Source organism: Bacillus sp. FSL E2-8887 (genome assembly GCF_038007205.1).
In the GTDB taxonomy this organism is placed as follows: Bacteria; Bacillota; Bacilli; order Bacillales; family Bacillaceae_G; genus Bacillus_A; species Bacillus_A mycoides.
The window spans coordinates 1,640,631-1,665,020 of the sequence record NZ_JBBOWS010000001.1 but is presented as its reverse complement, the minus strand read 5'-3'; the positions used below and the strand labels follow the sequence as shown (position 1 = coordinate 1,665,020).

At 34.4% G+C, this 24,390-nt stretch carries 26 protein-coding genes; 6 read left to right on the top strand and 20 right to left on the bottom strand.

The features are described 5' to 3' along the window. Positions 1–27 precede the first annotated feature (27 nt). On the top strand, positions 28–792 hold the full coding sequence (locus NSQ08_RS08255; protein ID WP_002135756.1) for an alpha/beta fold hydrolase: 765 nt from the start codon (positions 28–30) through the stop codon (positions 790–792). Between the two features lie 166 nt (positions 793–958). Here the strand turns inward: NSQ08_RS08255 and entFM are convergent, their stop codons facing one another. After that, a complete protein-coding gene (entFM, locus tag NSQ08_RS08250; protein WP_002202346.1) occupies positions 959–2,239 on the bottom strand; it encodes an enterotoxin EntFM in 1,281 nt (426 codons plus the stop codon). Positions 2,240–2,956: 717 nt separating this feature from the next. Between entFM and NSQ08_RS08245 the strand changes: the two genes are divergently transcribed. Beyond that, positions 2,957–3,127 carry a hypothetical protein gene (locus tag NSQ08_RS08245; RefSeq protein ID WP_002086168.1) on the top strand — a complete coding sequence of 57 codons (171 nt, stop codon included), beginning with the start codon at positions 2,957–2,959 and terminating at the stop codon, positions 3,125–3,127. Between the two features lie 43 nt (positions 3,128–3,170). Here NSQ08_RS08245 and NSQ08_RS08240 read toward each other — a convergent pair whose 3' ends face one another. Continuing rightward, on the bottom strand, positions 3,171–3,770 hold the full coding sequence (locus tag NSQ08_RS08240) for a nitroreductase family protein (RefSeq protein WP_340773378.1): 600 nt from the start codon (positions 3,768–3,770) through the stop codon (positions 3,171–3,173). A gap of 248 nt (positions 3,771–4,018) precedes the next feature. After that, positions 4,019–4,972, bottom strand: coding sequence for a D-alanyl-D-alanine carboxypeptidase family protein (locus NSQ08_RS08235; protein WP_002031349.1), 954 nt, complete (start codon positions 4,970–4,972; stop codon positions 4,019–4,021). 220 nt (positions 4,973–5,192) lie between these two features. Here NSQ08_RS08235 and NSQ08_RS08230 point away from each other — a divergent pair, with 220 nt between their 5' ends. The 3 genes from NSQ08_RS08230 to NSQ08_RS08220 all read left to right on the top strand — a co-directional run bounded on the left by NSQ08_RS08230 (position 5,193) and on the right by NSQ08_RS08220 (position 7,069). After that, complete coding sequence (locus NSQ08_RS08230; RefSeq protein ID WP_002141346.1) at positions 5,193–6,194, top strand: S66 family peptidase; 1,002 nt, start codon at positions 5,193–5,195, stop codon at positions 6,192–6,194. A 202-nt stretch (positions 6,195–6,396) separates the two neighbouring features. Then, complete coding sequence (locus tag NSQ08_RS08225) at positions 6,397–6,738, top strand: EamA family transporter (RefSeq protein ID WP_002086172.1); 342 nt, start codon at positions 6,397–6,399, stop codon at positions 6,736–6,738. Next, positions 6,731–7,069: an EamA family transporter gene (locus tag NSQ08_RS08220; RefSeq protein ID WP_002135751.1), complete on the top strand. Its 339-nt coding sequence runs from the start codon at positions 6,731–6,733 to the stop codon at positions 7,067–7,069. Before NSQ08_RS08225 ends, NSQ08_RS08220 begins: the two co-directional genes overlap by 8 nt. A 35-nt stretch (positions 7,070–7,104) precedes the next feature. Here the strand turns inward: NSQ08_RS08220 and NSQ08_RS08215 are convergent, their stop codons facing one another. The 12 genes from NSQ08_RS08215 to NSQ08_RS08160 all read right to left on the bottom strand — a co-directional run bounded on the left by NSQ08_RS08215 (position 7,105) and on the right by NSQ08_RS08160 (position 18,622). Beyond that, entirely contained in the window at positions 7,105–7,554 is a 450-nt protein-coding gene (locus NSQ08_RS08215; protein ID WP_002012340.1) for a DUF6376 family protein, read from the bottom strand. Between the two features lie 244 nt (positions 7,555–7,798). After that, positions 7,799–8,020, bottom strand: a complete 222-nt coding sequence (locus tag NSQ08_RS08210; protein ID WP_002031341.1) for a hypothetical protein — start codon at positions 8,018–8,020, stop codon at positions 7,799–7,801. A 195-nt stretch (positions 8,021–8,215) separates the two neighbouring features. Continuing rightward, entirely contained in the window at positions 8,216–9,940 is a 1,725-nt protein-coding gene (cydC, locus tag NSQ08_RS08205; protein WP_002141344.1) for a thiol reductant ABC exporter subunit CydC, read from the bottom strand. After that, positions 9,937–11,658, bottom strand: a complete 1,722-nt coding sequence (cydD, locus tag NSQ08_RS08200; RefSeq protein ID WP_002031336.1) for a thiol reductant ABC exporter subunit CydD — start codon at positions 11,656–11,658, stop codon at positions 9,937–9,939. The genes cydC and cydD overlap by 4 nt, the downstream gene beginning before the upstream one ends. After that, the gene (cydB, locus tag NSQ08_RS08195; protein ID WP_002141342.1) at positions 11,658–12,674 is read right to left on the bottom strand and encodes a cytochrome d ubiquinol oxidase subunit II; all 1,017 of its coding nucleotides are present in this window, start codon (positions 12,672–12,674) and stop codon (positions 11,658–11,660) included. Before cydB ends, cydD begins: the two co-directional genes overlap by 1 nt. Continuing rightward, on the bottom strand, positions 12,661–14,064 hold the full coding sequence (gene cydA / locus NSQ08_RS08190; RefSeq protein ID WP_002012335.1) for a cytochrome ubiquinol oxidase subunit I: 1,404 nt from the start codon (positions 14,062–14,064) through the stop codon (positions 12,661–12,663). Before cydA ends, cydB begins: the two co-directional genes overlap by 14 nt. A 625-nt stretch (positions 14,065–14,689) precedes the next feature. Continuing rightward, a complete protein-coding gene (locus tag NSQ08_RS08185) occupies positions 14,690–15,745 on the bottom strand; it encodes an LLM class flavin-dependent oxidoreductase (protein WP_002031331.1) in 1,056 nt (351 codons plus the stop codon). A gap of 16 nt (positions 15,746–15,761) precedes the next feature. After that, the gene (locus tag NSQ08_RS08180; RefSeq protein ID WP_016103180.1) at positions 15,762–16,703 is read right to left on the bottom strand and encodes a ring-cleaving dioxygenase; all 942 of its coding nucleotides are present in this window, start codon (positions 16,701–16,703) and stop codon (positions 15,762–15,764) included. 52 nt (positions 16,704–16,755) lie between these two features. Beyond that, positions 16,756–17,199 (bottom strand): MarR family winged helix-turn-helix transcriptional regulator, encoded by a 444-nt coding sequence (locus NSQ08_RS08175; RefSeq protein WP_002012331.1) that lies wholly within the window; start codon positions 17,197–17,199, stop codon positions 16,756–16,758. A 101-nt stretch (positions 17,200–17,300) separates the two neighbouring features. Beyond that, complete coding sequence (locus tag NSQ08_RS08170; protein WP_033709001.1) at positions 17,301–17,624, bottom strand: carboxymuconolactone decarboxylase family protein; 324 nt, start codon at positions 17,622–17,624, stop codon at positions 17,301–17,303. After that, entirely contained in the window at positions 17,621–18,031 is a 411-nt protein-coding gene (locus NSQ08_RS08165) for a tautomerase family protein (protein ID WP_002031325.1), read from the bottom strand. Before NSQ08_RS08165 ends, NSQ08_RS08170 begins: the two co-directional genes overlap by 4 nt. A 24-nt stretch (positions 18,032–18,055) precedes the next feature. Continuing rightward, complete coding sequence (locus NSQ08_RS08160; protein ID WP_002031323.1) at positions 18,056–18,622, bottom strand: DUF4865 family protein; 567 nt, start codon at positions 18,620–18,622, stop codon at positions 18,056–18,058. 120 nt (positions 18,623–18,742) lie between these two features. Here NSQ08_RS08160 and NSQ08_RS08155 point away from each other — a divergent pair, with 120 nt between their 5' ends. Next, positions 18,743–19,531, top strand: a complete 789-nt coding sequence (locus tag NSQ08_RS08155) for a LysR family transcriptional regulator (protein ID WP_002031321.1) — start codon at positions 18,743–18,745, stop codon at positions 19,529–19,531. A gap of 164 nt (positions 19,532–19,695) precedes the next feature. On the opposite strand, the gene NSQ08_RS08150 is transcribed toward NSQ08_RS08155, so the two are convergent. The 5 genes from NSQ08_RS08150 to NSQ08_RS08130 form a co-directional block, all read right to left on the bottom strand. Continuing rightward, positions 19,696–20,649 carry a branched-chain amino acid ABC transporter permease gene (locus tag NSQ08_RS08150; RefSeq protein ID WP_002126891.1) on the bottom strand — a complete coding sequence of 318 codons (954 nt, stop codon included), beginning with the start codon at positions 20,647–20,649 and terminating at the stop codon, positions 19,696–19,698. Between the two features lie 49 nt (positions 20,650–20,698). Continuing rightward, a complete protein-coding gene (locus NSQ08_RS08145) occupies positions 20,699–21,559 on the bottom strand; it encodes a branched-chain amino acid ABC transporter permease (RefSeq protein WP_193654048.1) in 861 nt (286 codons plus the stop codon). A 22-nt stretch (positions 21,560–21,581) separates the two neighbouring features. Beyond that, positions 21,582–22,286 (bottom strand): branched-chain amino acid ABC transporter ATP-binding protein, encoded by a 705-nt coding sequence (locus tag NSQ08_RS08140; protein ID WP_098501099.1) that lies wholly within the window; start codon positions 22,284–22,286, stop codon positions 21,582–21,584. Further along, positions 22,264–23,037, bottom strand: a complete 774-nt coding sequence (locus tag NSQ08_RS08135) for an ABC transporter ATP-binding protein (protein WP_016104549.1) — start codon at positions 23,035–23,037, stop codon at positions 22,264–22,266. The genes NSQ08_RS08140 and NSQ08_RS08135 overlap by 23 nt, the downstream gene beginning before the upstream one ends. Positions 23,038–23,127: 90 nt before the next feature. Beyond that, positions 23,128–24,345, bottom strand: coding sequence for a substrate-binding domain-containing protein (locus NSQ08_RS08130; RefSeq protein ID WP_061674159.1), 1,218 nt, complete (start codon positions 24,343–24,345; stop codon positions 23,128–23,130). Positions 24,346–24,390 lie beyond the last annotated feature (45 nt).

Sequence of the window (24,390 nt, the reverse complement as noted above, 5' to 3'; positions counted from 1 at the left end):
TCTCCAGCATTGAAAGGAGTATCCTTTTTGCAAACAAATAAACATTCCGAAAAGGAAACAATCATTTTTATTCATGGATTAGTTGGAAATCGCCGCGCCTTCAAAAAAGAGCATAAACGATTTTCTGCCTCCTACAACATTATAACTTATGATTTATTAGGTCACGGCGACGATAAAGGAGAAGCTATCGACTTTTCAATACAGCGCCTCGTAGATCAATTATTGAACTTGTATGAAAAAGAGGGAATTAAAAAGGCTCATATTTGTGCTCTAAGCTATGGCTGTTATATCTCTACGACATTTGCACAAATGCATCCAGAAAAAGTATTGAGTATTTGTCATATTGGTGGACATTATAATAACCCTTCCCGTTTATATAATGTTTTTCAGAATTTTTGGGAAAAACGTGGTGATGAATATTCATCTTGGCTTTCTCAGTATGCTAGTACTATTTTTCCAAGTGGAATACTAAGGGCAAATCCATTCGCTGTTATTTCACGAAATATTTATTACCGTTTCGGATTACAATTACACTCGTCCATTATTGCTGAGTCATTACGACACCGCTTAGAATTCGACTTAAAATCTAAATTAAAAGCACTTCCCCATCCTATATTATGGGTGATGGGAGAACATGATCATCTCTATAAATCTTGTCTCTTTGATTTGAAGTCCATTCTTCCGAACGTTTTATATAAAGAAATTCCATTAGCAGGTCATGCAGCAAACTTATTCCGTCCAAACTATTTTCATGATTTATATGCTAAGTTTTTGCATGGAAAATTGACATAAAGTGAAACTTTAATCAGCGGGGATTTGTCCATCCCCGCTGATTATTATCCCGCAAATAGCAGGATAAATACTACTATACTGTTAGTTTATCCAACTATGAAAAAGGCTTCCCAAGTTTCCCTGGAAAGCCTTTTCTCTATACGAAAAGTATATAAAATACTTTTTCTTAGTATGCTTTTGTGTAACCTAATAGGTGCTTACTCCAGTAAGAGTTGCTTACAGAGCTAATGCGTACACCAGTTGCGTCAGTTTCTGCACTGATGAACTGTCCATTACCTAAGTAAACGCCCATGTGAGAAGGACCTGATTTATAAGTATTTTGGAAGTATACTAAATCACCTGGTTGTGGACTGTTAGTCTTTGTTTTAGAGCTCCAGTATCCAGCAACTGTTTGACGAGCGCCTTTATGACCAGTTTGATTTAATACGTAGTGAATGAATCCACTGCAGTCAAAACCAGCAGGTGTTGTACCAGCAGTTCTGTATGGTGAACCATTTAAAGATCTAGCGAATCCAGCGATTGAAGATGTATCTCCACCTGTTGGTGCTGTTGGTTTTTGTACTTGGTTCGTACCTTGGTTACCACCAGTAACTACATTATTCACTCCGCCTTTTACAAACTTAACAAAGTCTGCACTTACGTAACCAGTGCGGCCATTATGGTTAATTTTATACCAACCATTTTCAGCGCCAGTAACGTTTAATACTGTACCATTTGTTACCCCACCAATTACAGGGTTATATGTAGCTGGACCTGTACGTACTTTTAAAGCACCTGTGTTAACAACATAAGATCCACCAGTTTGAACTGTAGTAGTATTGTTGTTGTTGTTTGTAGTTGGTTGCTGAGTTTCGTTAGATACAGCTGAACCACCTTTTGTTACGAAGTCTTTACTTACGTATCCAGTTCCACCATTGAAGTTAATTTTAAACCAATCTTGAACTTCACCTACAACTTGAACTGTTTTTCCTTTATTTACAGAACCTAAAACAGTATGAGATGCACTTGGGCCTGTACGTACGTTTAATGAAGAAACGTTTACTGTGTAAGTACCTGTTCCTTGCTGAACAGTAGTAGTAGTTCCTTTATTGCCACCAGTTGTTACGAAGTCCCCACTTACATAACCTGTTTGACCATTTACACTAACTTTGAACCAACCGTTTTCTTGTCCAATTACTTGAAGTACTTGACCTGATTTCACTTTAGAAATAACGTTATGTCCTGTACCAGCACCTGAACGTACATTTAATACATCAGCTGTTACTGTGTATTTTAATTCAGAAGTTGTTTCTACCGTTTTTGTTTCAGTTACAGTCGTTTGAGTTTGAGTTTGTCCATTAATTTCTTTTAGCGCATCATTTGAAACTTGTGCATGAGCAGAATCCATTCCAGGAACTGCTACACCTACTACAGATGCTGCTGCTAAACCTGCGATTACTTTTTTCATAAGTTGTCTTTACTTCCTTTCCCTACTATCCTCTTGAGAAAACTATAAACTTAGTACTTTACAATATTATCAAAGTAAAATATTCATCCAGTTCCATTTTTTAGCAAGAGTTTTATTTTTCACACATCGTTTATTTTAAACGATTGAAGTGAATTTAGTGTGAACTTCATGTGAACTTTATCATTAAACAGTGTGTTTTTGCAATGCTTTTTTCAAATTTCTTATGTATTTCATTGAAAATTCGACATTCCATTCATTATCTTACTATATATTTTTCTTTTGCTATCCACTTTAAAAAACTCTATTAATCTAATACAATGCAAAGAATGTATTTTCTAGTAAAGTCCCTTCCATGAAGCATACTCTTATCATGACAAAAAATGCTTTTTTTATCAATAGTATAATATTTTTAGAAAACTATTTTTGATATTATCCATCGTTTTTAAAAGATTTGACGATTTGTAAGATTTAACTCCAAAAATTCTGTTCTAATTTGACGAAAATACACATTCCACTATCTATTTTTCACTATCCATGGAATTTTCAGGATATTTATATTATCATATATAAAGTAGGATTTTAATCCATACAAATTTTATTCACCCCACACTGAAACCAATCGAACTTTTACAGGTCGGTATTCTATACGTATCATTGAATTTTGATATGGAAGCCTTACTGCCCGCAAATAGTGAGATAAAAAAAGGAGATATATTTATGAAAAACATAATAGATGATCCTATAAATAAAAATATAGAACTGTACTATGCTTTTTTTCAATTCGTTTCAATTATAACATTACAAAAAGTATCAACTATTGAAACACGTAAAAACAAATTAAAAAATCAGATGAAAAATTCCTACAAAAAAAATCCTTACTACTTATAAAAGGTGAACAGATTATATCTCTGTTCACCTTTTATTTTTTATTTTATTTGTAAATTTTCACACGAGTTTCTAATGGCTGATATTCTTTATCTCCTGCCGAAACTACCGGTTTACCAAATGGCATTTGCGCAGTTAACTTCCAGTTTTCAGGTACATCCCATTCTTTTTTTACTTCCTCATCAATCAACGGATTATAATGCTGTAGTGTAGCACCAAAACCTTCAATCTCTAATACTGTCCAAATCGCAAATTGCAACATTCCAGAAGATTGCTGAGACCATGTAGGAAAATTATCTTTATATAGTGCAAAGTTCTCTTGCAAACTTTCTACTACTTTACTATCTTCGAAATACAAAACTGTTCCATAGCCACTTTTAAATGCATTCATTTTCTCTTCAGTAGGTGCAAAATTATTTTCAGGCACAATTTTTCGTAACGTTTCTTTCGTAACATTCCATAATTTGTCGTGTTGTTCACCTAGTAATACAACAACTCTTGCACTTTGAGAATTAAAAGCCGAAGGTGTATGTTTCACAGCATGATAAATCACTTCTTGAATTCTTTCATCAGAAACTACTTGCTCTTTACTAATCGCGTAAATAGATCTTCTGTCTTCAATTGCTGAGTAAAAATCTTTTGCCATTACAATTCCCTCCAATTTTCATTTGAGGCAGTATCATATGTACGAAGCATATAATGCCTCTCGAACTTATTATTAATAAGTTCTTAACTTAATAATATCAACAAACAAAAACAAACTCAAATGATATCACTTGAGTTTCCACTTCCTATACGTCAAAAAATAAAAAAACAGTTTATTGTCACCAAAATCAAGGTTCAATAAACTGTCTGTCTTATTTTTATAACAATCTAAATTACTTCTTTCTTCACCTAATTAAGCAATTGAAATGCATAGGACATTAATTTATTTGTTTCTGTAAAACGTTTTGTTTTACTTTTTGTCCCCATAACAACTGTAATAACACGATTATCGCCTTGTTTTGCAGTACCTGTAAAACAATACCCTGCGCTATCTGTAAACCCTGTTTTTAAACCGTCTATTCCTTCTATATATAAAGCTTTATTATTTTTGTTTAACATCTCATTTGTGTTTGTAACATTAATATTATTAAATGCTAACTGACTTTGACGTAAGTGAGTCACTTCTAATATCTCTGGGTAATCTTTTATAAGATGGTACGCTAATTTCGATACGTCAGCTGCTGTCATTTTCGTTTCACTTCCGTCGGGCTCCTGCAATCCGGAAGCATTCGCGAATTTAGCTTTATCTGACATTTCTAACTGCTTTGCTTTTTCATTCATAAGTTGAACAAAGTTTTTTTCTGTCTTAGCTACATGTTCCGCTAAAGCGACAGCCGAATTATTAGCCGATTCAATCATTAACGCATGATATAAGTCCTTAACAGTTAATGTATCATTTGCTTGCATCGGGATTTTTGCACCCTCTGTTTGTGCCGACTTTGCACTTATTTTCACTGGATCTTCCCAGTGGACTTTCCCATTATGTATACTCTCTAAAACGAGATATGCTGTCATCATTTTTGACATACTAGCAGGGGCAACAGCTTCATTTTCATTATTTTGATAAATAACTTCTCCATTACTCGCATCGATAATAATAGCTGCTTTTGCATCAATTTCTGGTGGTATATATTTTGGTGGAACTACTTTTTCAGATAGCCCTGTTTTAGGTAGCTCTGCCACTTGTAAAGGCTGAGTATCTACATTTGTTTCACTCTTTTGAACTCCTTGGAAAAAGAACCAACATATACCCAGAATTACTACTAACAGGATTGTTAATCTTCCCCATTTTAACCGCTTCATTCTAAAACTCCTTTAACAAACCTTTTATACACTCATGTTTAACCATAACAACAATTACTTTATATCGTCAAGGTAAAAAGCATATTTATTCATCTATAACAATTATAATTTCAACCTCGTTCTCTTTTTCATATGTGTTACACTAAAAACAACGAAATATAAGAATATTCAATTACATTTAAACACAAAAAACACTATATAATAGAAAGGATTTATACAAATGATACTTCCAAAAGCATTAAAATATGGCGATACCATTGGCATCTACTCTCCCTCTTCACCAGTAACCTATACTTCTCCAAAGAGATTTGAGCGCGCAAAATTATACTTACAAAAGAAAGGATTTCATATATTAGAAGGTTCACTAACAGGTCAATATGATTATTATCGTTCCGGGAGCATTAAAGAGCGTGCTGAGGAATTAAATGACTTGATTAGAAACCCTAACGTCTCTTGTATCATGTCGACAATTGGGGGACTGAATTCAAATTCATTATTACCTTATATTGATTATGAGACTTTTCAAAAGAATCCTAAAATAATGATTGGCTATTCAGACACAACAGCATTATTACTAGGTATTTATGCAAAAACAGGAATTCCTACATTTTATGGTCCAGCACTTGTTCCTTCTTTTGGTGAATTTGAGCCTTTCGTAGATTGCACGTACAAATATTTTGCGGATACTTTATTAACTGATCAACACCTTCCTTACAACATAAACCAGCCGTTATTTTGGTCAGATGAATTTATTAATTGGGAAGAAAAAACGAAAGAAAAAGATCTTCGACCGAACAATTGGATTTCAGTAATGGGCGGAAAAACTACTGGACGTATTATTGGTGGGAATTTAAACACTATACAAGGTATTTGGGGTAGCCCCTATATGCCACTTATTCAAGATGGTGACATTCTCTTTATTGAAGATAGCTCAAAAGATGCAGCTACTATCGAAAGAAGTTTTTCATCACTTAAAATTAACGGCGTTTTTGATAAAGTTTCAGGTATCATCCTTGGAAAACATGAGCAATTTGATGATTGTGGTACAAATAGAAAACCTTACGAAATATTATTAGAAGTATTACAAAATCAAAAACTTCCTTTTCTAGCCGATTTTGACTGTTGTCATACTCATCCAATGATTACTTTGCCAATAGGTATTCAAGTAGAGATGGATGCAACAAATAAAACGATACAAATTATAGAACAGTGGAAAATCTAACTCTACTAGCTCTATTATTTTCAGCTCTAAAGCTACGCATTGCCTTCTATTGTTTTACATTAGAAGACATGATACTATATATTTTGGAATGTGAAGAAATAAGCAAAAATCATTTCAATATGCCTTTTATATATAATAAGAAGCTATTGATTATATACATCGAGTTTACATACGTGTATATAAAGTAAAAGAGAGTGAATATATGAAACCAACTATTAAAAACTATGTATTTCTACATGTAGCCTTCTTGATATATTCTATCATTATGGTTTACATGAAATGGGCATCTCAATTCCCTATTGCATCAATTTCATTTTTTATTGCTTACTTCGGACTTGTTGTACTTTTATTCGGATATGCAATTCTATGGCAACAAGTCATTAAGAACTTTGAAATTTCTAGAGCATATTCACACCGTGGGATTATCATACTATGGTCAATGCTTTGGTCAGTATTCCTGTTTGGAGATACGATACAGTGGAATCACATACTTGGCGCAGCTATTATTATCGTCGGAATTGTGGTGGTGACAAAAGATGAATAGTTATATGTTATTATTGATATTTGGGATAATTTTAGCCAATTACTCACAAATATTATTAAAAAAGGCTACTTTACAACAATACGATTCTAGAATAAAAGAATATGTGAATCCTTATGTTATCATCGGCTACTTTTTATTTGTAATTAATGCCGGATTAAATGTGATCGCCTTAAAGGGCATGGCATTAAAGCAAGCATCTGCATTAGAATCATTAAGTTATATCATCATTTTAATTTTCAGTTGGTACTTCCTAGGGGAGAAAATCACGAAACGAAAAATCATTGGCAACATTATTATTGTCATTGGTGTAATCATCTATTGTATTCAATAACAAAAAGATCCGTTTATGATAAACGGATCTTTTTGTTATTGCCCTAAATTTTGAACCTTATCTTTCAAATCACGAACTTGTTCTATCGTCTGCATAAGCTCAGAGTTTTTAAACTGCTCTACATTCATTTTCCCTTCCTCTATCTTTGTCATAGATGTATCAATTAATGTATTTAACTTTTCATTATACCCGACGATTTGCTGGTGAAGATCCTTCGCTACATCTGGTGGTGTTAATTCATTAAAAGCTGGTATATCTTGTTTAATTTCAGTAAGTTTCGTTTCTAGTTCTTTCCGGGCTTCCCCATCATTAACGGCCTTTTCTGCTAATGCTGGCGCTTCATTTGCAAATGCACTTATTTCATTTACATAGTCTGTCGCTTTTTGAGCGTAATCTATGGAGTTCTTCCCTTCCTCTACTAGCGAACATCCCATCAAACCAATTGAAACTACAATTGAAAGTAACATTGTTTTTGTAAACTTCATTTTTACCTCCTAAATAATTGCCATACTTTTATTCATTTATAAACACTTTATTTTCTTCTTATACACTTTATCACATCATATCTTATTTTTTTAATCTTCCTCTTATACATTCTAGAAAAATCATTATTATCCTGTTCAACATGTACCTCGAAACTATCTTCATTTAAATATAAAAACAGACATACTTATTTTAAGTACGTCTGTTTTCCAGGTACGTATAGCTCTCACTAATTAAAGTTTCTCTTTATCCTCTCACATGCCCTATTACTGTTATAATATCTATGTCTATATGTACACTAATAATATCTTCTATAATGTCCGTATATCCTTGACCTAAAGGTGTTCCGTAATGTAATAAAATTTCTTTTTTTTCATAAACTGACTTCGGTACTGTAAAAATAAATTTCCTCATATTCCGCTCATCAGCAGGCTCCAGTATTAAAACAATGCCATCCTCTTCAAACATATAATCACGCCTTCCAACAATCCATTCACTATGGCTCAAGTATTGCCTTGAAAGGATAGGTTTTAAACACCCTTTCTAACAATATATAACCATTTCATGATCAAATAGCTTATACGGCTTATATGATTTCACCACAAATACAAAAAAACACAAACCTTGAACTACCAAGAATTTGTGTTTTTTTGCATTTCATTCCTATATACCTTTATCAAGCTCATATAACCTACGATATTTCTCATTTTCTTTCAGTAGCTGTTCGTGACTACCTTGCATAGCGATTTGGCCACTATCAAGGAAAATAACTTCATCTACATGTTCAATTCCTACAAGATGATGTGTAATCCAAATAACAGTCTTTTCTTCTGTTGCAGAAAACATTGTTTCTATTAAGGCTAATTCCGTTTTAGGGTCTAAACCGATAGTTGGTTCATCAAGCACAATAATCGATGCTTCTTGCATAAGAGTTCTTGCAAATGCTACCCTTTGCCTTTCTCCGCCAGAAAACCTCTTTCCCATTTCATGCATTTTTGTTTGTAATCCATCAGGAAGAGAAGCAATGTGCGGCGCTAGCTGTGCTTTCTCTAAAGCTTTCCATATCTCTTCATCATTAGCCTCTGGTTTACCGATCCGCACATTATTTCCAATTGTCGTATCGAATAAATGTGGTTTTTGGTTTAATACAGAAATATATTTTGACAAAAAATCCGTATGAGCTTGTTCACCATTCAATATAACTTGCCCACTCACCGGACGTAGCGCACCAGTTAACAGTTTTAGTAAAGTAGATTTTCCTGTTCCACTTCTACCTAAAATAGCAATTTTCTTTCCTGCCTTTATTTGCAATGATACATCTTTTAATACAGGTTCATTACTATCCGGATAATTATACGACACATTACTCAGTTCAATATCTATATGTTTTTGTGCAACGTAATCTTTATCTCCAGGTAACTCATTTCCATCTTGCAAAATGATATCACTTTCTACGCTTTTAAGCCTATGAGCAGATTCTACATAAGATGGAATTCGATCAATAGCATCTGATATAGGGATAAGCGCATTTGTCACAGATAATGTCATTAATACGAAAGCTGCGATAACTGTAGGTGCAATCTGTTCACTTGCCGCTTGATTTCCAGTCCACATAATCATTGAAATAACTACAATGCCGACTATTAAATGAATGATACTGTCTCGAATATGGTACCAGCGTTTCACTCTCTTTTCTGTCTTTAACAACTGGACATTTTGCGCTACATACTCATTAATAAATTCATCTTTTCTACCACTCGCCTGCCAATCAGATAACCCAAATACAGCATCTGTCAATTGTTGATACAAACGATTTCTTCCTCGCTTCAAAGCAACATGATGTCGTTTCATCAAAAGTAGTGATACGAATGGGAGAAGAAAAACAATAACAGCTAACATACAAGCTGCGATAAGTGCAAATACTAAGTCAAATGCACCTATAACAATTACGAAAATGCTATATACAACTAACGCTAATATACTAGGGAATATTGTACGTAAATATAGATTCTGTAAATGTTCTATATCATCAGACAATACACCTAGTACATCACCAGTTTGAAATCGAGAGCGTAAAAATAACGCCTGTGGTTCTACAATTCTATATAGTTTTGTTCTCATTTTTTCTAAAATTCGTAGAACGACGTCATGCCCTACTAAACGTTCTAAATAATGAAAGACAGCTTGCCCTATACTAAACGCACGCGTTGCAACTATAGGAACATATACAGCCATTACATTTTCTGGTCTGAGAGCAGATTTAGAAATTAAATAACCTGAAATGAAAAGTAGCATCGCACCTGAACTAACTCCAAGAAGCCCGAGGAAAATAGTCAACGTCATTCTACCTTTATTTTGCTGTATATAAGGTTTAATCCAATTACTCATCGCTCTCCCCTCTCTTCCCTATGAAAATGTAATGTCTCATTCTTTAAAAGTTCTTCATATGTTCCACTTTCTTTAATTTCCCCTTTATTTAAAATAAGAATATGATCCATTTGCTTCATCCAATGCAGACGATGCGTTGCAAGAAATACTAACTTACCTTCAAACAGACGTAACATCGATTGCTTTATTTCAAATTCAGTTTCAATATCAAGATGTGCTGTAGGTTCATCTAATAAAATGATTGGCTTTTTACTTAAAAGTGCACGTGCCATAGCGACACGTTGTTCTTGTCCGCCACTAAGCATACGTCCACCTTCTCCAATTCTTTCGTACATCCCATGTGGTAATGATGCAACGAGCGAACGAAGACCAACTTCATTAATAACTCTCTCAACTTCTTCATCAATTGTATTCGTTTCATAGAAACAAATATTATCTTTTAATGAAAGCGGAAAAATATAAGGTTGCTGCGGAATATAAGCAATATTTTTTTGCCAATCTTCTCGAGTAGATTCACCAATTTCCACACCATTTACTAACATCTTCCCACCCGAAGGCGGTAGAAATCCTGCTAACACATCGATTAACGTTGATTTCCCTGCCCCACTTTCACCAATAATGCCTATAGCACCGTTACCTTGCCAAGTAAAATCAATTCCCTCTAATATAGCCTTTTCAGATTCATCATTATTTACTTTTACATCTTGTAATTTCAAACTACTAGAAGAATTCCATACTATATCTACATTTGAATCTTTCTTTTCTATTTCTTTTTGTTTCTGTAAAATTTCTTCTATTTGCTCCATTGCAAGTTGTCCATCTAATGTAGCATGATAATTCGCTCCAACTTGCTTAATCGGCAGAAAATATTCCGGCGCTAAAATTAAAATCGTAAGAGCTGGCAACAGTATAATTGTCCCATCTATTAACCGTATCCCTAATCCAACTGCTACAAATGCAATTGATAAACTCGTAAAGAAATCTAATGCAAAAGAAGAAAGAAAAGCAACTCGCAAAGTACGCATCGTTGCTTTTCTATATCGTTTACTTACTTTTTCAATCTTTCCTTCGTGCTGTTTACTTTTCCCTAAATACTTTAATGTTTCTAATCCTTTTAACGTATCTACAAAATGATTAGAAAGTACACGATATGTCTCATATTGGCTATCCGCCATTTTCTGCGCTGCTAATCCTAGAAGGATCATAAATATGATCACAATTGGAATCGTTACAACTAAAATGATTCCAGACTTAATGTCCAGTGTAAAAACATATAGAACAATTAGCCCTGGAACGATACTACTTCTAATCATTTTAGGAATTGTCAATTCAATATATGTTTTAAGTTTCTCAATACCTTCTATCGATAAAGTAACCAGATGACCAGTCCCATTCGTTTGGACAAATCTCGGCCCTAACGTAAAATATGCTTCTATTAACTGTTTACGTAATGCAAATCCTGTTTTTTCAGCGAAACGCTCAACCAATATTTGCGATGTTCGCACTAACATTTGGCGTGCTGCAAACGTGATCCCAAAATAAACAGTTTCATTTAGCACAGCTTGCACTGTTTCTCCATGAAATAAAAATGTGATTGCTCGTGCTAAAAATACTGTCTGCGCAATGATACTACACGCCTCTAAAATGCTAATAAGACTTAAAGTTACATATAAAACTCGGCTACCAGGATACGACGGAAGTCCTCTTTTTCTTTTCATTAGTACTCCAAATCTTTGTCTGACTTAACAGGTTGTCTAAATACATAGAAACTCCATATTTGACTACCGATAACAAACGGTAAAATAGCAAGAGAAAAATAGCTCATCAATTTTAATGCATAAGGTCCTGATGCCGCATTATAAATTGTCAAATCATTTACCGCTCCTAATGAGCTAATCATGACACGCGGGAACATACCGATGAACACACTTGCACTTAACAAAATGATTGTTAAACTCGTCATAAAGAAAGCCCAACCATCTCTTCTTCTTTTATTTAATAAAGTAGAAACAAATAGCGCTACAAAAGCTCCAATTGGAACCATTAGCCACTCTGAACCATGTGCGGTGAAAATATCTGTTTTCCATAACCCTACAGCTGCAAAAACAAGAAGTGTTATTAATGCAAAAGGTGCAATCTTTGTCGCGGCAATACGTGCGCGTTCTCGTAATTTTCCTGTTGTACGTATAGTAAGGAATTGCAAACCATGAACAATACATAGAAGAAGAAACATAACTCCCCCAAGTAACGCAAATGGGTGAAGTAATTTCATAAATCCGCCTACCATATTTTTACTTCCATCAATTGGTACACCTGTCATAAAGTTTGCGATTGCAACTCCCCAAAGTATAGGAGGTAGCAAACTTCCAATAAACATGCCCCAATCCCAGAAACTCTTCCATTTATGATTTTCTATTTTCGCACGGAATTTAAAGGAAACACCTCTTATAATTAATGCAAGAAGCATAAACACAAATGGAATATAAAACCCACTAAATAAAGTTGCATACCAGTGCGGGAATGCCGCAAACATAGCGCCACCAGCACAAACAAGCCATACTTCATTTGCGTGCCAAAACGGCCCAATTGTATTTAAATATATACGTTTTTCCAAATCGTTTTTCCCTAAAAACCTTGAAACGATTCCTACACCAAAATCGAAACCTTCAAGTACAAAGAAGCCAACGAATAAGGTTGAGATAATTAGAAACCACAACTCATTAAGAGATAACATACTCTTCCTCCTTATCAAATGGATCATGGCTTTGATAATCCTTTTTCGTTTTCTTATTCGCATGTCCTTTAATGATACGAACGAATAAGTAAACAGTAATTCCTCCAACAATTAAATATAGTGATGTGAATGAAACAAGAGAGAATAATACTTCTCCAAATGAAACGTTTGGAGATACAGCATCTTCTGTTTTCATAACACCGAAGACAACCCAAGGCTGACGTCCCATTTCAGTCATAATCCAACCTACTGTATTACCGATAAACGGTAGTGCAATTGCATATACCATTATTTTTAAATACCAAGGGTTTTCAGTTAAGCGATCTTTTCTTGATAAGAACCAGCCGTACATTCCTAAAAGAAGCATGAATGTTCCACTCATTACCATCGCTCTAAAACTCCAGAACATAGTATGTACTGGCGGAATATAATCTCCAGGTCCATATTTTTCTTCATATTGTTTTTGAATTTGATTCATCCCTTCAACTTGACCGCTAAATTTATCGTATGACAATAGACTTAGCATATAAGGGATTTGAATTTCAAACGAATTTTCTTTCTTCTCTGTATCAATTTTTGCAAATACTGTAAATGGAGCTGGATCCTCACTCGTATTCCATAATGCTTCAGCTGCTGCCATTTTCATCGGATGTGTCTTAATTAAATTTTGTGCTTGTGCATGACCGAAAAATAATACCAATGCAGTTGTAATTGTTCCAACAACGATAGAAACTCGGAACGATTTTTTAAACACCGCAGTTTCTTGGCCTTTTGATATTTTCCATGCACTTACACCTGCAATAAAGAATGCACCAGTTGCAATCGCCGCTGTAATTGTATGCGGGAATTGCACCCATAATTGTGGATTTTGAATAATCGCCCAAAAATCATTCATTTGTGCACGTCCATCTGCTGCCATTTCATATCCTACTGGGGCATGCATAAATGCACTTGCAGTTAAAATCCAAAATGCTGATAACATTGTTCCTATTGAGAGGAGCCAAATACATAAAAGGTGAACTCGCTTCGGAAGTTTATCCTCACCGAATACCCATAAACCTAGGAATGTAGACTCAATGAAAAATGCTAATAAACCTTCAATTGCAAGTGATGGTCCGAAAACATCACCAACAAAACGTGAATACGTTGACCAGTTCATACCAAACTGAAATTCTTGTAAAATACCTGTTACAACACCTACCGCGAAGTTAACAAGGAATATTTGTGTCCAAAACTTTGTCATCTTCTTATAAATTTCTTGTCCCTTTACCACATACAACGTTTGCATTAACGCAATGATAAAAGCTAAACCTATAGACAGCGGAACGAAAAAGTAATGAAAAATCGTTGTTGATGCAAATTGTATTCGTGCCAATTCGAGCGTTTCCATGCTAAAGTCACTTCCTTCATATTTTTTTATATAGTAATATCGATTGAATTGTATGAATTCATTTCATAACGAACAATTCAATCATTTGGAAATACAAAAAGATAAATTCGTTTATGTACTTTCTGAAAATATAGATTGTCAGTTTTTTAGATAATTACAAAAGAACTTTCTTCATACGATTTACCTTTTCACTATTTCAGTAGTGTTTTATTCGTTAATCGAATTGTATAATATACTTACATAATAAATTCAGGTGATTTTTGACGTATTATTGACAGGATTTTGTCTGAAATATGTCTTTTGTAATTTTTTTGAATTAGATTTCTCACATTTTAAAAACGTACTTTTCAAACATACAACACACTCTTATATCAATTGTTATTATGTTTTTCTCTTCATACACTTGACTTTCTCCTTGAAAAATGTCCTCGAATTAAACCTAGAAATATGCTAGTTTTTTGTCAAGAGAAAAATGTATTTCCAAAATTCAAATCAACAATATTGTTATTCACAAATAGAAAAAAACTCCCCTTTCTCTAGACATAAAATTCGTTTTTTTGTCATTTTTCAAACAGACTAAATAAAAAATTACCGAGAATAAATTATATTCCCGGTACTTTAATCATTATTTCGTTGTATATTTTCTAACAGCCGGCATAATTTCGGTAGCAATTAATTCAATATTTTTCTCAATCTTATCAAATGGTACACCGCCAAAATCAATCTGTGCCATAAAACGTTGCTGTCCAAATAATTCATATTGATAAAGCATTTTTTCAATAATTTGTTGCGGGCTACCAATCATTAACGCATCACGGTGATCTACTGCGTTAGTAAATTGTTGTTTTGGATACCCACCACCGCGTAGCGCAAGCATACCAGCATTAATATGAGGATAATATTCACTAAGTGCATCTTGTGAATTTTCTGCTGTATAAAATAAACTTGTTGTTGCAATTGGTAATGTTGCTGGGTCAAAACCACTTTGCTCAGCTGCTTCACGATATGCATCAACCGAAACTTTAAAATTAACAGCTGGGCCACCAAGTGTCGTAAGCATCATTGGTACACCTGCGCGTCCTGCCTTAATTGCACTAGCAGGTGGCCCTCCAACAGCACGCCAAATTGGCATATTGTTATTTTTAGCTCTCGGTATAATTGCCGCATGTTCAAGTGGCGTTCTAAACTGCCCTTTCCATGTTACACTTTCTTCTTTATTTATTTTTAATAAAAGATCCATCTTCTCTTCAAATAGTTCTTCATAATAATTTACATCGTAACCAAGTAAACTATATCCCCCAATACGAGATCCACGACCAGCAACGATTTCAGCACGACCATTAGAAATTAAATCAATTGTGGCAAAATCCTCATATACACGAACCGGATCTGACGTGCTTAATACTGTTGCAGAACTCGCGATTTTAATGTTTTTCGTAGCTTGTGCAATAGCTCCTAAAATAACTGTATGAGCTTGCGTTGTAAAATGCGCTTGATGACTTTCACCGACAGCAAACACATCAATTCCAGCTTCATCTGCTAACTTAGCTGTTTCAATTAGTTCATGAATTCTTTTTTCTGCACTTATTTTCGAACCATCATGCGGATTTAAAATATGATCTCCAATTGAATATAATCCAAATTCAATTCCCTTACTTGTATCAATACGATATTTTTCCATAGTTGCTCTCTCCCTTTTAATAAAGCGGTATTAATTTCTCTTCAATCTCTTTTCTTCTCTCTTCTAAAAATGGTGGTAAATCCAGCTCTTTTCCTAATTCTTCAACTGTTGAATCTACTGTAAATCCTGGGCCATCCGTCGCAATCTCAAATAAAATGCCATTTGACTCACGGAAATATAAACTTTTAAAATAAAAGCGATCGATAATCCCTGTTGATTGGAACCCTTTATCTTTCACCGCTTCATTCCAATAACTCAGTTCTTCATCATTTTTCACACGAATAGCTAAATGATGAATACTTCCTTTTCCTGGTCTTTCACTCTCTCCATCTTGCTGTTTCACCAAAATTTCTCCAAAAGATTGACCATCGATAGATTGATAAATCCCCTCATCTTCTGAACGAGATACTTCTTTATAACTAAACAAACCTGTTAATGTTTTTGATAATTTATTTAAACTGCGCACTGTCATTTCAACTGTTCCCATGCCTAAAATACGATGATTCTGCTCTACAGAAGATTCATCCCATGCAGTCCAATATTCAGGCACCTCTTCATCTTTATTATTTAACAGCACTAACCGTAGACCATCTGGATCTTCAAAGTGCAGTGCGTCTCTTCCGGCGTAAGTTGTAATTTCCCCATGCGCCACCTGGAGTGACTCAAAACGTCTCTTCCAAAATGTAAGACTTTCTATTGAAGGTACGAGCAAGCCTATTTGTGTTATTGCATTTGTACCACGGATTGTTCTACCTACATTCGGCATTTCAAAAAATGATAATTCAGTTCCGGCACTCCCTGTTAAATCACCATAAAACAAATGATACATAAATGGATTATCTTGATTGACTGTCTTTTTCACCCGGCGTAATCCTAAGACATCTCGATAAAAATTATTATTTGTTTTCGCATTTTTAGTCACCATAGAAATGTGGTGATGTCCTGGAATTGTATACATAAAACTTCCTCCTCTTTATCACTTGATTAGTCAATTGATTAAGTAAAAAAAATTACTCATTCGGTAATTCTTTTTTTTCACTATGCTTATGAACTTTTGACATCAACTCGTATAGTATTTTCTGCTCTTCTTCATTTAATACATCATCAAAAAATGATGATTGAAATGCAAGTTGCTCTGGCAATGCTCTTTCTAAAGCCGCTTCCCCTTGCTCTGTAAGACTAATTGTTTTCGTTTTCCAATCTTGTTTTCGTATAATATATCCTTCTTTTTCAAGACGTGTTAACATTCGAGAAATACCGCCTTGTGTAACGGTAACCTTTTCTGCTAACTCCATTTGTGTTAATGGCTGATAAGTCCGTATTTGCAAAAGCACATCAAATTGGGCTGTTGTTAAATCAAAACGTTTTAAAAACTCATTTGACATTTGATTACTTTGGTTCGTAAATCGTATTAAACGTAGCCATATTAACGATCCTATCGTATTTTCACGCATGTTTCATCACTTCCTAGCGTTAATCTTACTATCACTTTACCACTCAAGTGATAGTAATGCAAGTAGAAATATGTTAAAAATACCTCCCAAAATCATTATTCTTAACTTTCCATTTCATTCATTGCTATATTTAAAGCTGCCACAGCTTTTGGCCAACCAACGTAAAAAGCCATATGTGTTATTAATGCAACTAATTCATTCTCCATTATCCCATTTTGTTTAGCTAGCTTCAGATGAAATGGTAATTGTTCTGTATTACCAAGACTGATTAGTGCCGACAATGTACATAAGCTTCTTTCTCTTAATGTTAAAGCGGCATCCCGCCACACTTCCTCAAATAATATCTCTTCACTATAATGAGAAAATACAGGTGCTACTTCTCTCATTTTCTTTGGAATATAGAATTCAATTGGTTCATTCATCATTTTGCTCCCTTCATTTTTACCAATTGTGCCATCCCTTGACCAAATGACCAGTTTTCAGCAGCTATCTCATGTAATGTAATAAAAATGTCAGTAACTTTCACATTGGAACATGCTGAAATTTCAAAGGATATAGATTGATACAAACCTTTTTTCTGTTGCACTGTTCTTCCAGGTCCACATGTAATAGAAACATGAATCATATTCTCAGTTCTCATTTCTCCTCTTTCCAACAAATAATATGGATTATACAAAAATTGATTTTGTTGATAAGGTAAAAATATTTGAAAATAATCATTTTCAGGGATGTCGAAATGTTCAATTAATGAAAGATGGATACATTCACCTATCTTTTTCAACTCTTCTTTATTTAATATATCTTCATGATAATAAACGTTCACAAAAGGCATAGATTTTCATTCCTTTTTCTTAATTTAGCATTCAACAACATATCCTCGTGAAATATGTAAAATCTCATAAATAGTAACATCGCCCATTACATCTATTTCAGGCTTTTCCTTATAAAAACTGAATTGACTATATCCCCACTTATCCGGATTATAAACTATTACATTTCCTAAACATTTTTCTATGTTTTGCACATTTTCATTTACTTTATTTAATTGCGTCCCAATCAGCGATTTACTTTGAGAAATACTCCCTGCATATTCAACAGCATATCTACTTTTTCTAAAATCATTACTTAAATTAACAACTAATGGAACACCTATATTTATTTGTTGCCACCCAAACGATTGCAAAATATTATCGTAATACCCTTCGAATATAAATTTGTTCATCCCTTCATAACCATTCCACATATATAAAGGTGCATAACAGTTATAGAAATTCCCACCCTTACCTGTCTCAGTAATTAAATAAGCCTTAAAATTTAGTTCTTGAAAACCATCAGTTTTAAACCCATTATCCTTTACCCTTTTTTTAATAATCTCCATGTCATAATCCTTTGGTAAAATGACCTTATATTGCATACCAATCATGTTTATCACTCACTTTCGATCTTATATATATAATGATAAACCGATGATTGGCTGACGTAAAATAGGTATAAATTATGTTTGATATCATTTATAATGATACCGTATAAGGGGCTGAAATGAATGGAAATAAATGATCTTATCATATTTAAAACTGTAGCTAACGAAGGATCTATTAGTAAAGCCGCTAAAGAACTAGGCTATGTACAACCAAATGTAACTGAGCGAATCAAAAAATTAGAACAAGAATTAGAAACACCTTTACTACATAGAGATAACAAAGGTGTCTCCCTGTTACCTTCTGGTGACATTTTATTAGACTACACGAATAAAATATTAGCTCTTTTAGAAGAAGCCAAAGATGAAATTAAAACAAGTGCTTCTTCTTATGTAATAGCGACGTCACAATCTATTTTGACTAATTATTTAAGTATGCGTATTAAAGAAAATTTCAGGAATTATCAAATATATATAGAAAGTAGTAGCCATTTACAAAAACTACTACAGCAACAAAAAGTTGATATGGTCATAACTTATGAGGATTATCCCGACGCAGCGTTTAAAAAAGTATTCACCACTTCAATTTCTGTAGGCTTATTAAAAGCGAAAGAACAGTGTAACATTGACTTTTCAAAAGAACTTTTCTTTGTTAGTAACGATAAAAAGTGCCCTTTTAGAAATATGACAATACAATTTCTAAAAGAAAACAATCTATCTCAGCATCAACTTCAACAGTTAGATTCTTATTCGCTTATTGAAGAGTTTATTGTTGAGGGAAATGGGATAGCTTTTTTACCGATTAGAAATGATAAATTAGTTCCAGTTGAAAATGTCGCGGTTGAAAAACTACCTATTAACTTCTTTACAACTCGAGACTTAGATAAAGTGATTCCAGGTGAACTATTTAATTAATAAAAAGGCTACACTTGTCGTATTTTACGGGTAAATAAATATCCCTTTTCGAATCGCTAATATAACTTCATATACTATCGTACGGCTTAATAAAATAAAAAGGGATGTTACCTAGTTAATATGTTTAACTACTAGGACATCCCTTTTCATCTTGAAGACTTATTTTACACGTTCTGTTCCACCCCTGTACTCTTCTCCTTCTTACTTCTTTTAAAATTCTTCAACTTCTTAACCGTTCCAACTAATCCTTTTGGAAAAACTAATAACACGATAATGTATAATAAACCTAGAATAATCGTCCACCTTTCAAAAATCGGATACTCTGTAGCTAGTTCTGATAAATAATATTTCAGTGATTCAATAATCCCCGCTCCAGCAATAGCTCCGATTAACGTTCCAACTCCCCCAATCATTGTCATCAATAATGCATTTAACGTCATTTCAATTGAAAATACAGTTGTATTAACAAAGCGTAATGTGATGACAAATAAACCACCGCTAATCGCTGCAACTACTCCTGCAACAACACTAGCAATAATTTTATAATGAAGAACTTTATAGCCAAGTGCTTCAACTCGTTGTTCATTTTGTGAAATCGCCTTTAACACTTTCCCAATTGAAGATTTTGTGAAAAGACGTAACAAAATGAAAATACTGATTAGACATATAAATGTTATATAATAAAATGTAAAACGATCACGGAATATATCTGGTACACGAAATGTAAATCCATCTCCTCCATGAGTCAGTGAACGCCATTTTTCAGCAAGTACAAAAAACAGCTGGGAAATAGCGAGCGTTAACATTGCATAAAAATGACTTTTCAGCCGTAAAGAAAGCAAACCGATTATATAACTAACGATGGCTGATACAATAATTGCGGCTGCTATTCCTATAAAAAAGTTTGTGATAGACACCCCTTGTCGATCAAATAAAAGTGCTACCCCATACGCCCCTATACCAAAGAACATACAATGACCGAATGAAACAATACCTGTATATCCAAGGAGAACATCAAAACTCATAGCGAAAATAGCAAAGATGAAGATTTGAGTGAACAAAATTAACAAGCTCCGTGAATCATTTACGAATGGAAATACACTTAAACAAATGAGCATAAATACTCCGAAGTATACTTTAATTCGATTCGATGTGCTGTTCACCATTTCACCCCTTTTCACCAACAAGTCCCGTTGGCTTCACTATTAAGAAAAATAGTAACATTAACATATTAATTGCAAGTGATAAATCCGGTATAAAATATGCTGTAAAAGCACCAGCTAATCCAACAATTAAAGAAGCGATTGCTGAACCTTGTACGCTTCCTAATCCTCCAATTATCACTACTATAAAGGCTAAAATCGCATACTGCATACCCATCTCGGCGAAAATAACACCTGAATATGGTGCTAATAAGAAGCCTCCCAAAGCCGCCATCCCTGCTCCTAATAAAAAGACGAAAGAAAATATCGCTTTTACATTAATACCGAGCGCTTGAACCATCTCCTTATCCATTACACCAGCGCGAATCATAAGTCCTATCTTTGTTTTTTTCAACAGCAATAGTAAAGCGATGTAAATTAGTATCCCAACTAAAATAACGAATAGGCGATATTTTATTAAGATAACTCCTCCAAATGTAAAACTACCTTGAAGCCATAACGGTAATTTTGCAGCGATTGGATTAGGACCCCAAAATATTTTGATGCACTCGCTAAGAACGAGCATTCCTCCGAGTGTAACGAGAAGCTGCCGCACATGGTTTCCATACACTGGTCTAATAAGAAATCTTTCTAAAATGAAACCGAGAAACATCCCCATAGCGACTGCCCCAATTAGCGCTAATAAATAACTATCTGTCATATTGAATAACCAAACGCCTGTAAATGCTCCCCATGCAAATAAACCGCCATGCGCAAAATTTAGTACGCTCATTAAACCGAAAATAAGTGATAGACCAGACGCTAATAAAAAAATAAGCATCCCTGTCGAAACGCCGTTTACAAATAAGTTAATTAGCACATCCACGTTCTATCCCCCCGTATCAATTTTAAGAAATACCTAAATATTTATGACATGTTTCCTTATCCTCTCGCAGTGCATTCATAAAACCATTATGCACAATGCGCCCATTATCCATAATGTAAAAATAATCCCCGATTTGACTAGCCATCATAAAATTTTGTTCAACAAGTAAAACTGTCGTTTTCTCCTTCATTTTCAAAATAGCTATCATTAATTTTTCTATCATAATTGGAGACAGCCCTTTACTCGGCTCATCAATAAGCAGTAGTCCATCACTATTAATATATGCTCTTGAAATGGCCAACATTTGTTTTTGTCCTCCACTTAAAAGCCCACTTTTCTTATGCCAAAATTGTTTTAAGTCTGGAAATAGTTCGAGCATCCAATCTATTTTCTCTTCAGATTCTTTTCCTACTTTTCCCCTAGCAAGTGCAAATGTCTCCTCTACTGTTAAATCATGAAAAATCCCTTGATTCTCTGGTACATAACCTATACCTTTTCTTGAAATTAAATGTGTAGATAATCCATTTACTTGTGCACTATCATAATAAATTTCACCATTTGCTATCCGGTGAAATCCCATAACCGACCTCAATGTTGTTGTTTTTCCAGCCCCATTTCTTCCAAACAATACTGTAATCGTTCCCTTCTCAACCGAAAGGGACACTCCTTGTAAAATATGAAACTGATCTAAATACGTCTCTATATTATTCACTTGTAGTAGTGCCACTATATAATCCCCCTAAATAAGCACTTTGTACACGCTCATCTTTCATCATTTCTTCCGGCAATCCTTCAGCCAATAACTCTCCATGGAATAAAACGATAAGATGGTCTGACAAACCTAGTACCATATCCATTTTGTGTTCGATAAGTACGATTGTGCTCTCTGGATTCTTTTTAATATTTTCGATTACTTGTAATATAGCCGGAACTTCCTCAACAGAAATACCTGCTGTCGGCTCATCTAGTAGTAATACATCCGTTTTTAATGCTAATAACATAGCAAGCTCTAACTTTCTTTTTTCTCCGTGAGCTAAATCCTTAGCTAATACGTCCCCTTTCTCGTGAAGGAGTACTGTCTTCAAAAGACGTCTCGCTTCTCCAGTTTGCTGCTTTAACTTGGCTGCATTCGGAAAGAAACTGTAATAATCCTGAACAAACGATTGAACACTTAGACGCACATTTTCAAGTACTGTTAGCTCTGGAAAAATATTTGTCAGCTGAAAAGAACGACCAATCCCCAAGCGCGTTCGATCTGAAATTGATAATTTTGTAATATCCTGTCCTTTAAAATAAACTTCACCTTTCGTCGGAGAAATTTGCCCACTTAATAAATTGAATAGTGTTGTCTTTCCAGCACCATTCGGTCCAATTATTGAAATGAGCTTTCCTTTTTGTACCGTTAAATTAACATCCTTAATAACATGATGATCCCCAAAAGATACACAAAGATTTTTCGTCTCTAACAAATGTGTCATAAAATCCCTCCCACTGAAAGCCATGTTTATGAAAGAAACAAGTATAAAGAGGGTATTCCCTCTTTATACAAAAACAACAGAAAATTCAGTCTATTTATTCTGAATTGATGGTTCTGTCTCTTTCATCGTTAATTCTCTCTCTAACACTGGTACTGGATAATCAACACCATCTTGCTTTTTCAGCGTTATAGAATATAGAGTTTGTAATGCTTGATGATCCTTCTCTCTAAATTTCATCTTTCCTTTCGGTGTCTCAAATTCCATCCCTTCCATTTTCTTAATAAGTGTATCTACATCTGTATCGCCCTTCGTTTTCTTTAAAGATTCGACGATAGAAATTGCCGCTGACATTCCTCCTGCTGTAAACAGATCTGGAACAGCACCATTAAAACGTTTTTTATGTTCTTCTACTAGCCAATCGTTCACCTTATTCTTTGGAAGTGAGTGATAATAAACAGAAAACCCTTGCATCCCTATTAGCGCATCCATCGTTTTTAATGCTGGTATATCAGGTGCACCAGTAGAAATTTTAATACCTTGCGCTTCCACATTCATATCTTTCAACTGTTTCCATGGTGAATTCGCACCTGCCCAAACGATAAATAAATAATCTGGTTTTGAGCTAATAATATTTTGAATATTTGCAGTGAAATCAGTTGAATTCGTATCCGCGTATTGCTCGTTTACAATATTCGCACCTAATTTCTTTGCTCCCGCTTTAAATGCTGCAATCCCTTCACGACCGAAAGCATTATCTGGAGCAAACGTCGCAATCTTTACATCTTTTTTAGCAATTGAGGCAGCCCCAGCAATCGCATCTTGCGAAGAGTTTCTACCTGTTCTAAAAATATATTTATTCCAGTTCTTCCCGGTAATACTATCAGCAACTGCTGGTTCTACAACCATTATTTTTTCATATTCCTCTGCAAGTGGTAAAACCGCTAATGTATCACTTGAACTAGACGATCCGACTAAAAAATCGACTTTCTCTTCTTCTAATAACTTCGTAGCTTTTTTAACCGCTACATCAGCTTTCGTTTCCGTATCTTCTACAACAAACTTAATCTTCTTCCCTTCCACTTTCCCAGTTCCACCAGTTGCATAGTCTAACCCTAATTCAAATCCGTTCACTGTTTGTTTTCCATATGATTCTAATGGACCTGTTAATGAAGCAAGAACCCCTACCTTAATCGTCTTTTCATCTTCTGTACTTGTCTTCTTTCCCGAACAAGCTACTGTTACTAATAATGACCCTAAAACACAACCAGTAACCACCGTTCTTAGCCATTTACGTTTTTTTATCGACATTGTGATCCTCCCCATACTTTACTTTCTGATAGAATCAAACACGCC

Coding starts and splice junctions, on each gene's coding strand:
- NSQ08_RS08180 (WP_016103180.1), bottom strand. CDS start 16,703: ATGTATACAATTCCAGGACATCACCACATTTCTATGGTGACTAAAAAT.
- cydA (WP_002012335.1), bottom strand. CDS start 14,064: ATGGAAACGCTCGAATTGGCACGAATACAATTTGCATCAACAACGATT.
- NSQ08_RS08185 (WP_002031331.1), bottom strand. CDS start 15,745: ATGGAAAAATATCGTATTGATACAAGTAAGGGAATTGAATTTGGATTA.
- NSQ08_RS08220 (WP_002135751.1), top strand. CDS start 6,731: ATGAATAGTTATATGTTATTATTGATATTTGGGATAATTTTAGCCAAT.
- NSQ08_RS08225 (WP_002086172.1), top strand. CDS start 6,397: ATGAAACCAACTATTAAAAACTATGTATTTCTACATGTAGCCTTCTTG.
- NSQ08_RS08235 (WP_002031349.1), bottom strand. CDS start 4,972: ATGAAGCGGTTAAAATGGGGAAGATTAACAATCCTGTTAGTAGTAATT.
- NSQ08_RS08240 (WP_340773378.1), bottom strand. CDS start 3,770: ATGGCAAAAGATTTTTACTCAGCAATTGAAGACAGAAGATCTATTTAC.
- entFM (WP_002202346.1), bottom strand. CDS start 2,239: ATGAAAAAAGTAATCGCAGGTTTAGCAGCAGCATCTGTAGTAGGTGTA.
- cydC (WP_002141344.1), bottom strand. CDS start 9,940: ATGAGTAATTGGATTAAACCTTATATACAGCAAAATAAAGGTAGAATG.
- NSQ08_RS08245 (WP_002086168.1), top strand. CDS start 2,957: ATGAAAAACATAATAGATGATCCTATAAATAAAAATATAGAACTGTAC.
- NSQ08_RS08215 (WP_002012340.1), bottom strand. CDS start 7,554: ATGAAGTTTACAAAAACAATGTTACTTTCAATTGTAGTTTCAATTGGT.
- NSQ08_RS08135 (WP_016104549.1), bottom strand. CDS start 23,037: ATGACACATTTGTTAGAGACGAAAAATCTTTGTGTATCTTTTGGGGAT.
- NSQ08_RS08130 (WP_061674159.1), bottom strand. CDS start 24,345: ATGTCGATAAAAAAACGTAAATGGCTAAGAACGGTGGTTACTGGTTGT.
- NSQ08_RS08155 (WP_002031321.1), top strand. CDS start 18,743: ATGGAAATAAATGATCTTATCATATTTAAAACTGTAGCTAACGAAGGA.
- cydD (WP_002031336.1), bottom strand. CDS start 11,658: ATGAAAAGAAAAAGAGGACTTCCGTCGTATCCTGGTAGCCGAGTTTTA.
- NSQ08_RS08150 (WP_002126891.1), bottom strand. CDS start 20,649: ATGCTCATTTGTTTAAGTGTATTTCCATTCGTAAATGATTCACGGAGC.
- NSQ08_RS08160 (WP_002031323.1), bottom strand. CDS start 18,622: ATGATTGGTATGCAATATAAGGTCATTTTACCAAAGGATTATGACATG.
- cydB (WP_002141342.1), bottom strand. CDS start 12,674: ATGTTATCTCTTAATGAGTTGTGGTTTCTAATTATCTCAACCTTATTC.
- NSQ08_RS08175 (WP_002012331.1), bottom strand. CDS start 17,199: ATGCGTGAAAATACGATAGGATCGTTAATATGGCTACGTTTAATACGA.
- NSQ08_RS08170 (WP_033709001.1), bottom strand. CDS start 17,624: ATGATGAATGAACCAATTGAATTCTATATTCCAAAGAAAATGAGAGAA.
- NSQ08_RS08165 (WP_002031325.1), bottom strand. CDS start 18,031: ATGCCTTTTGTGAACGTTTATTATCATGAAGATATATTAAATAAAGAA.
- NSQ08_RS08210 (WP_002031341.1), bottom strand. CDS start 8,020: ATGTTTGAAGAGGATGGCATTGTTTTAATACTGGAGCCTGCTGATGAG.
- NSQ08_RS08230 (WP_002141346.1), top strand. CDS start 5,193: ATGATACTTCCAAAAGCATTAAAATATGGCGATACCATTGGCATCTAC.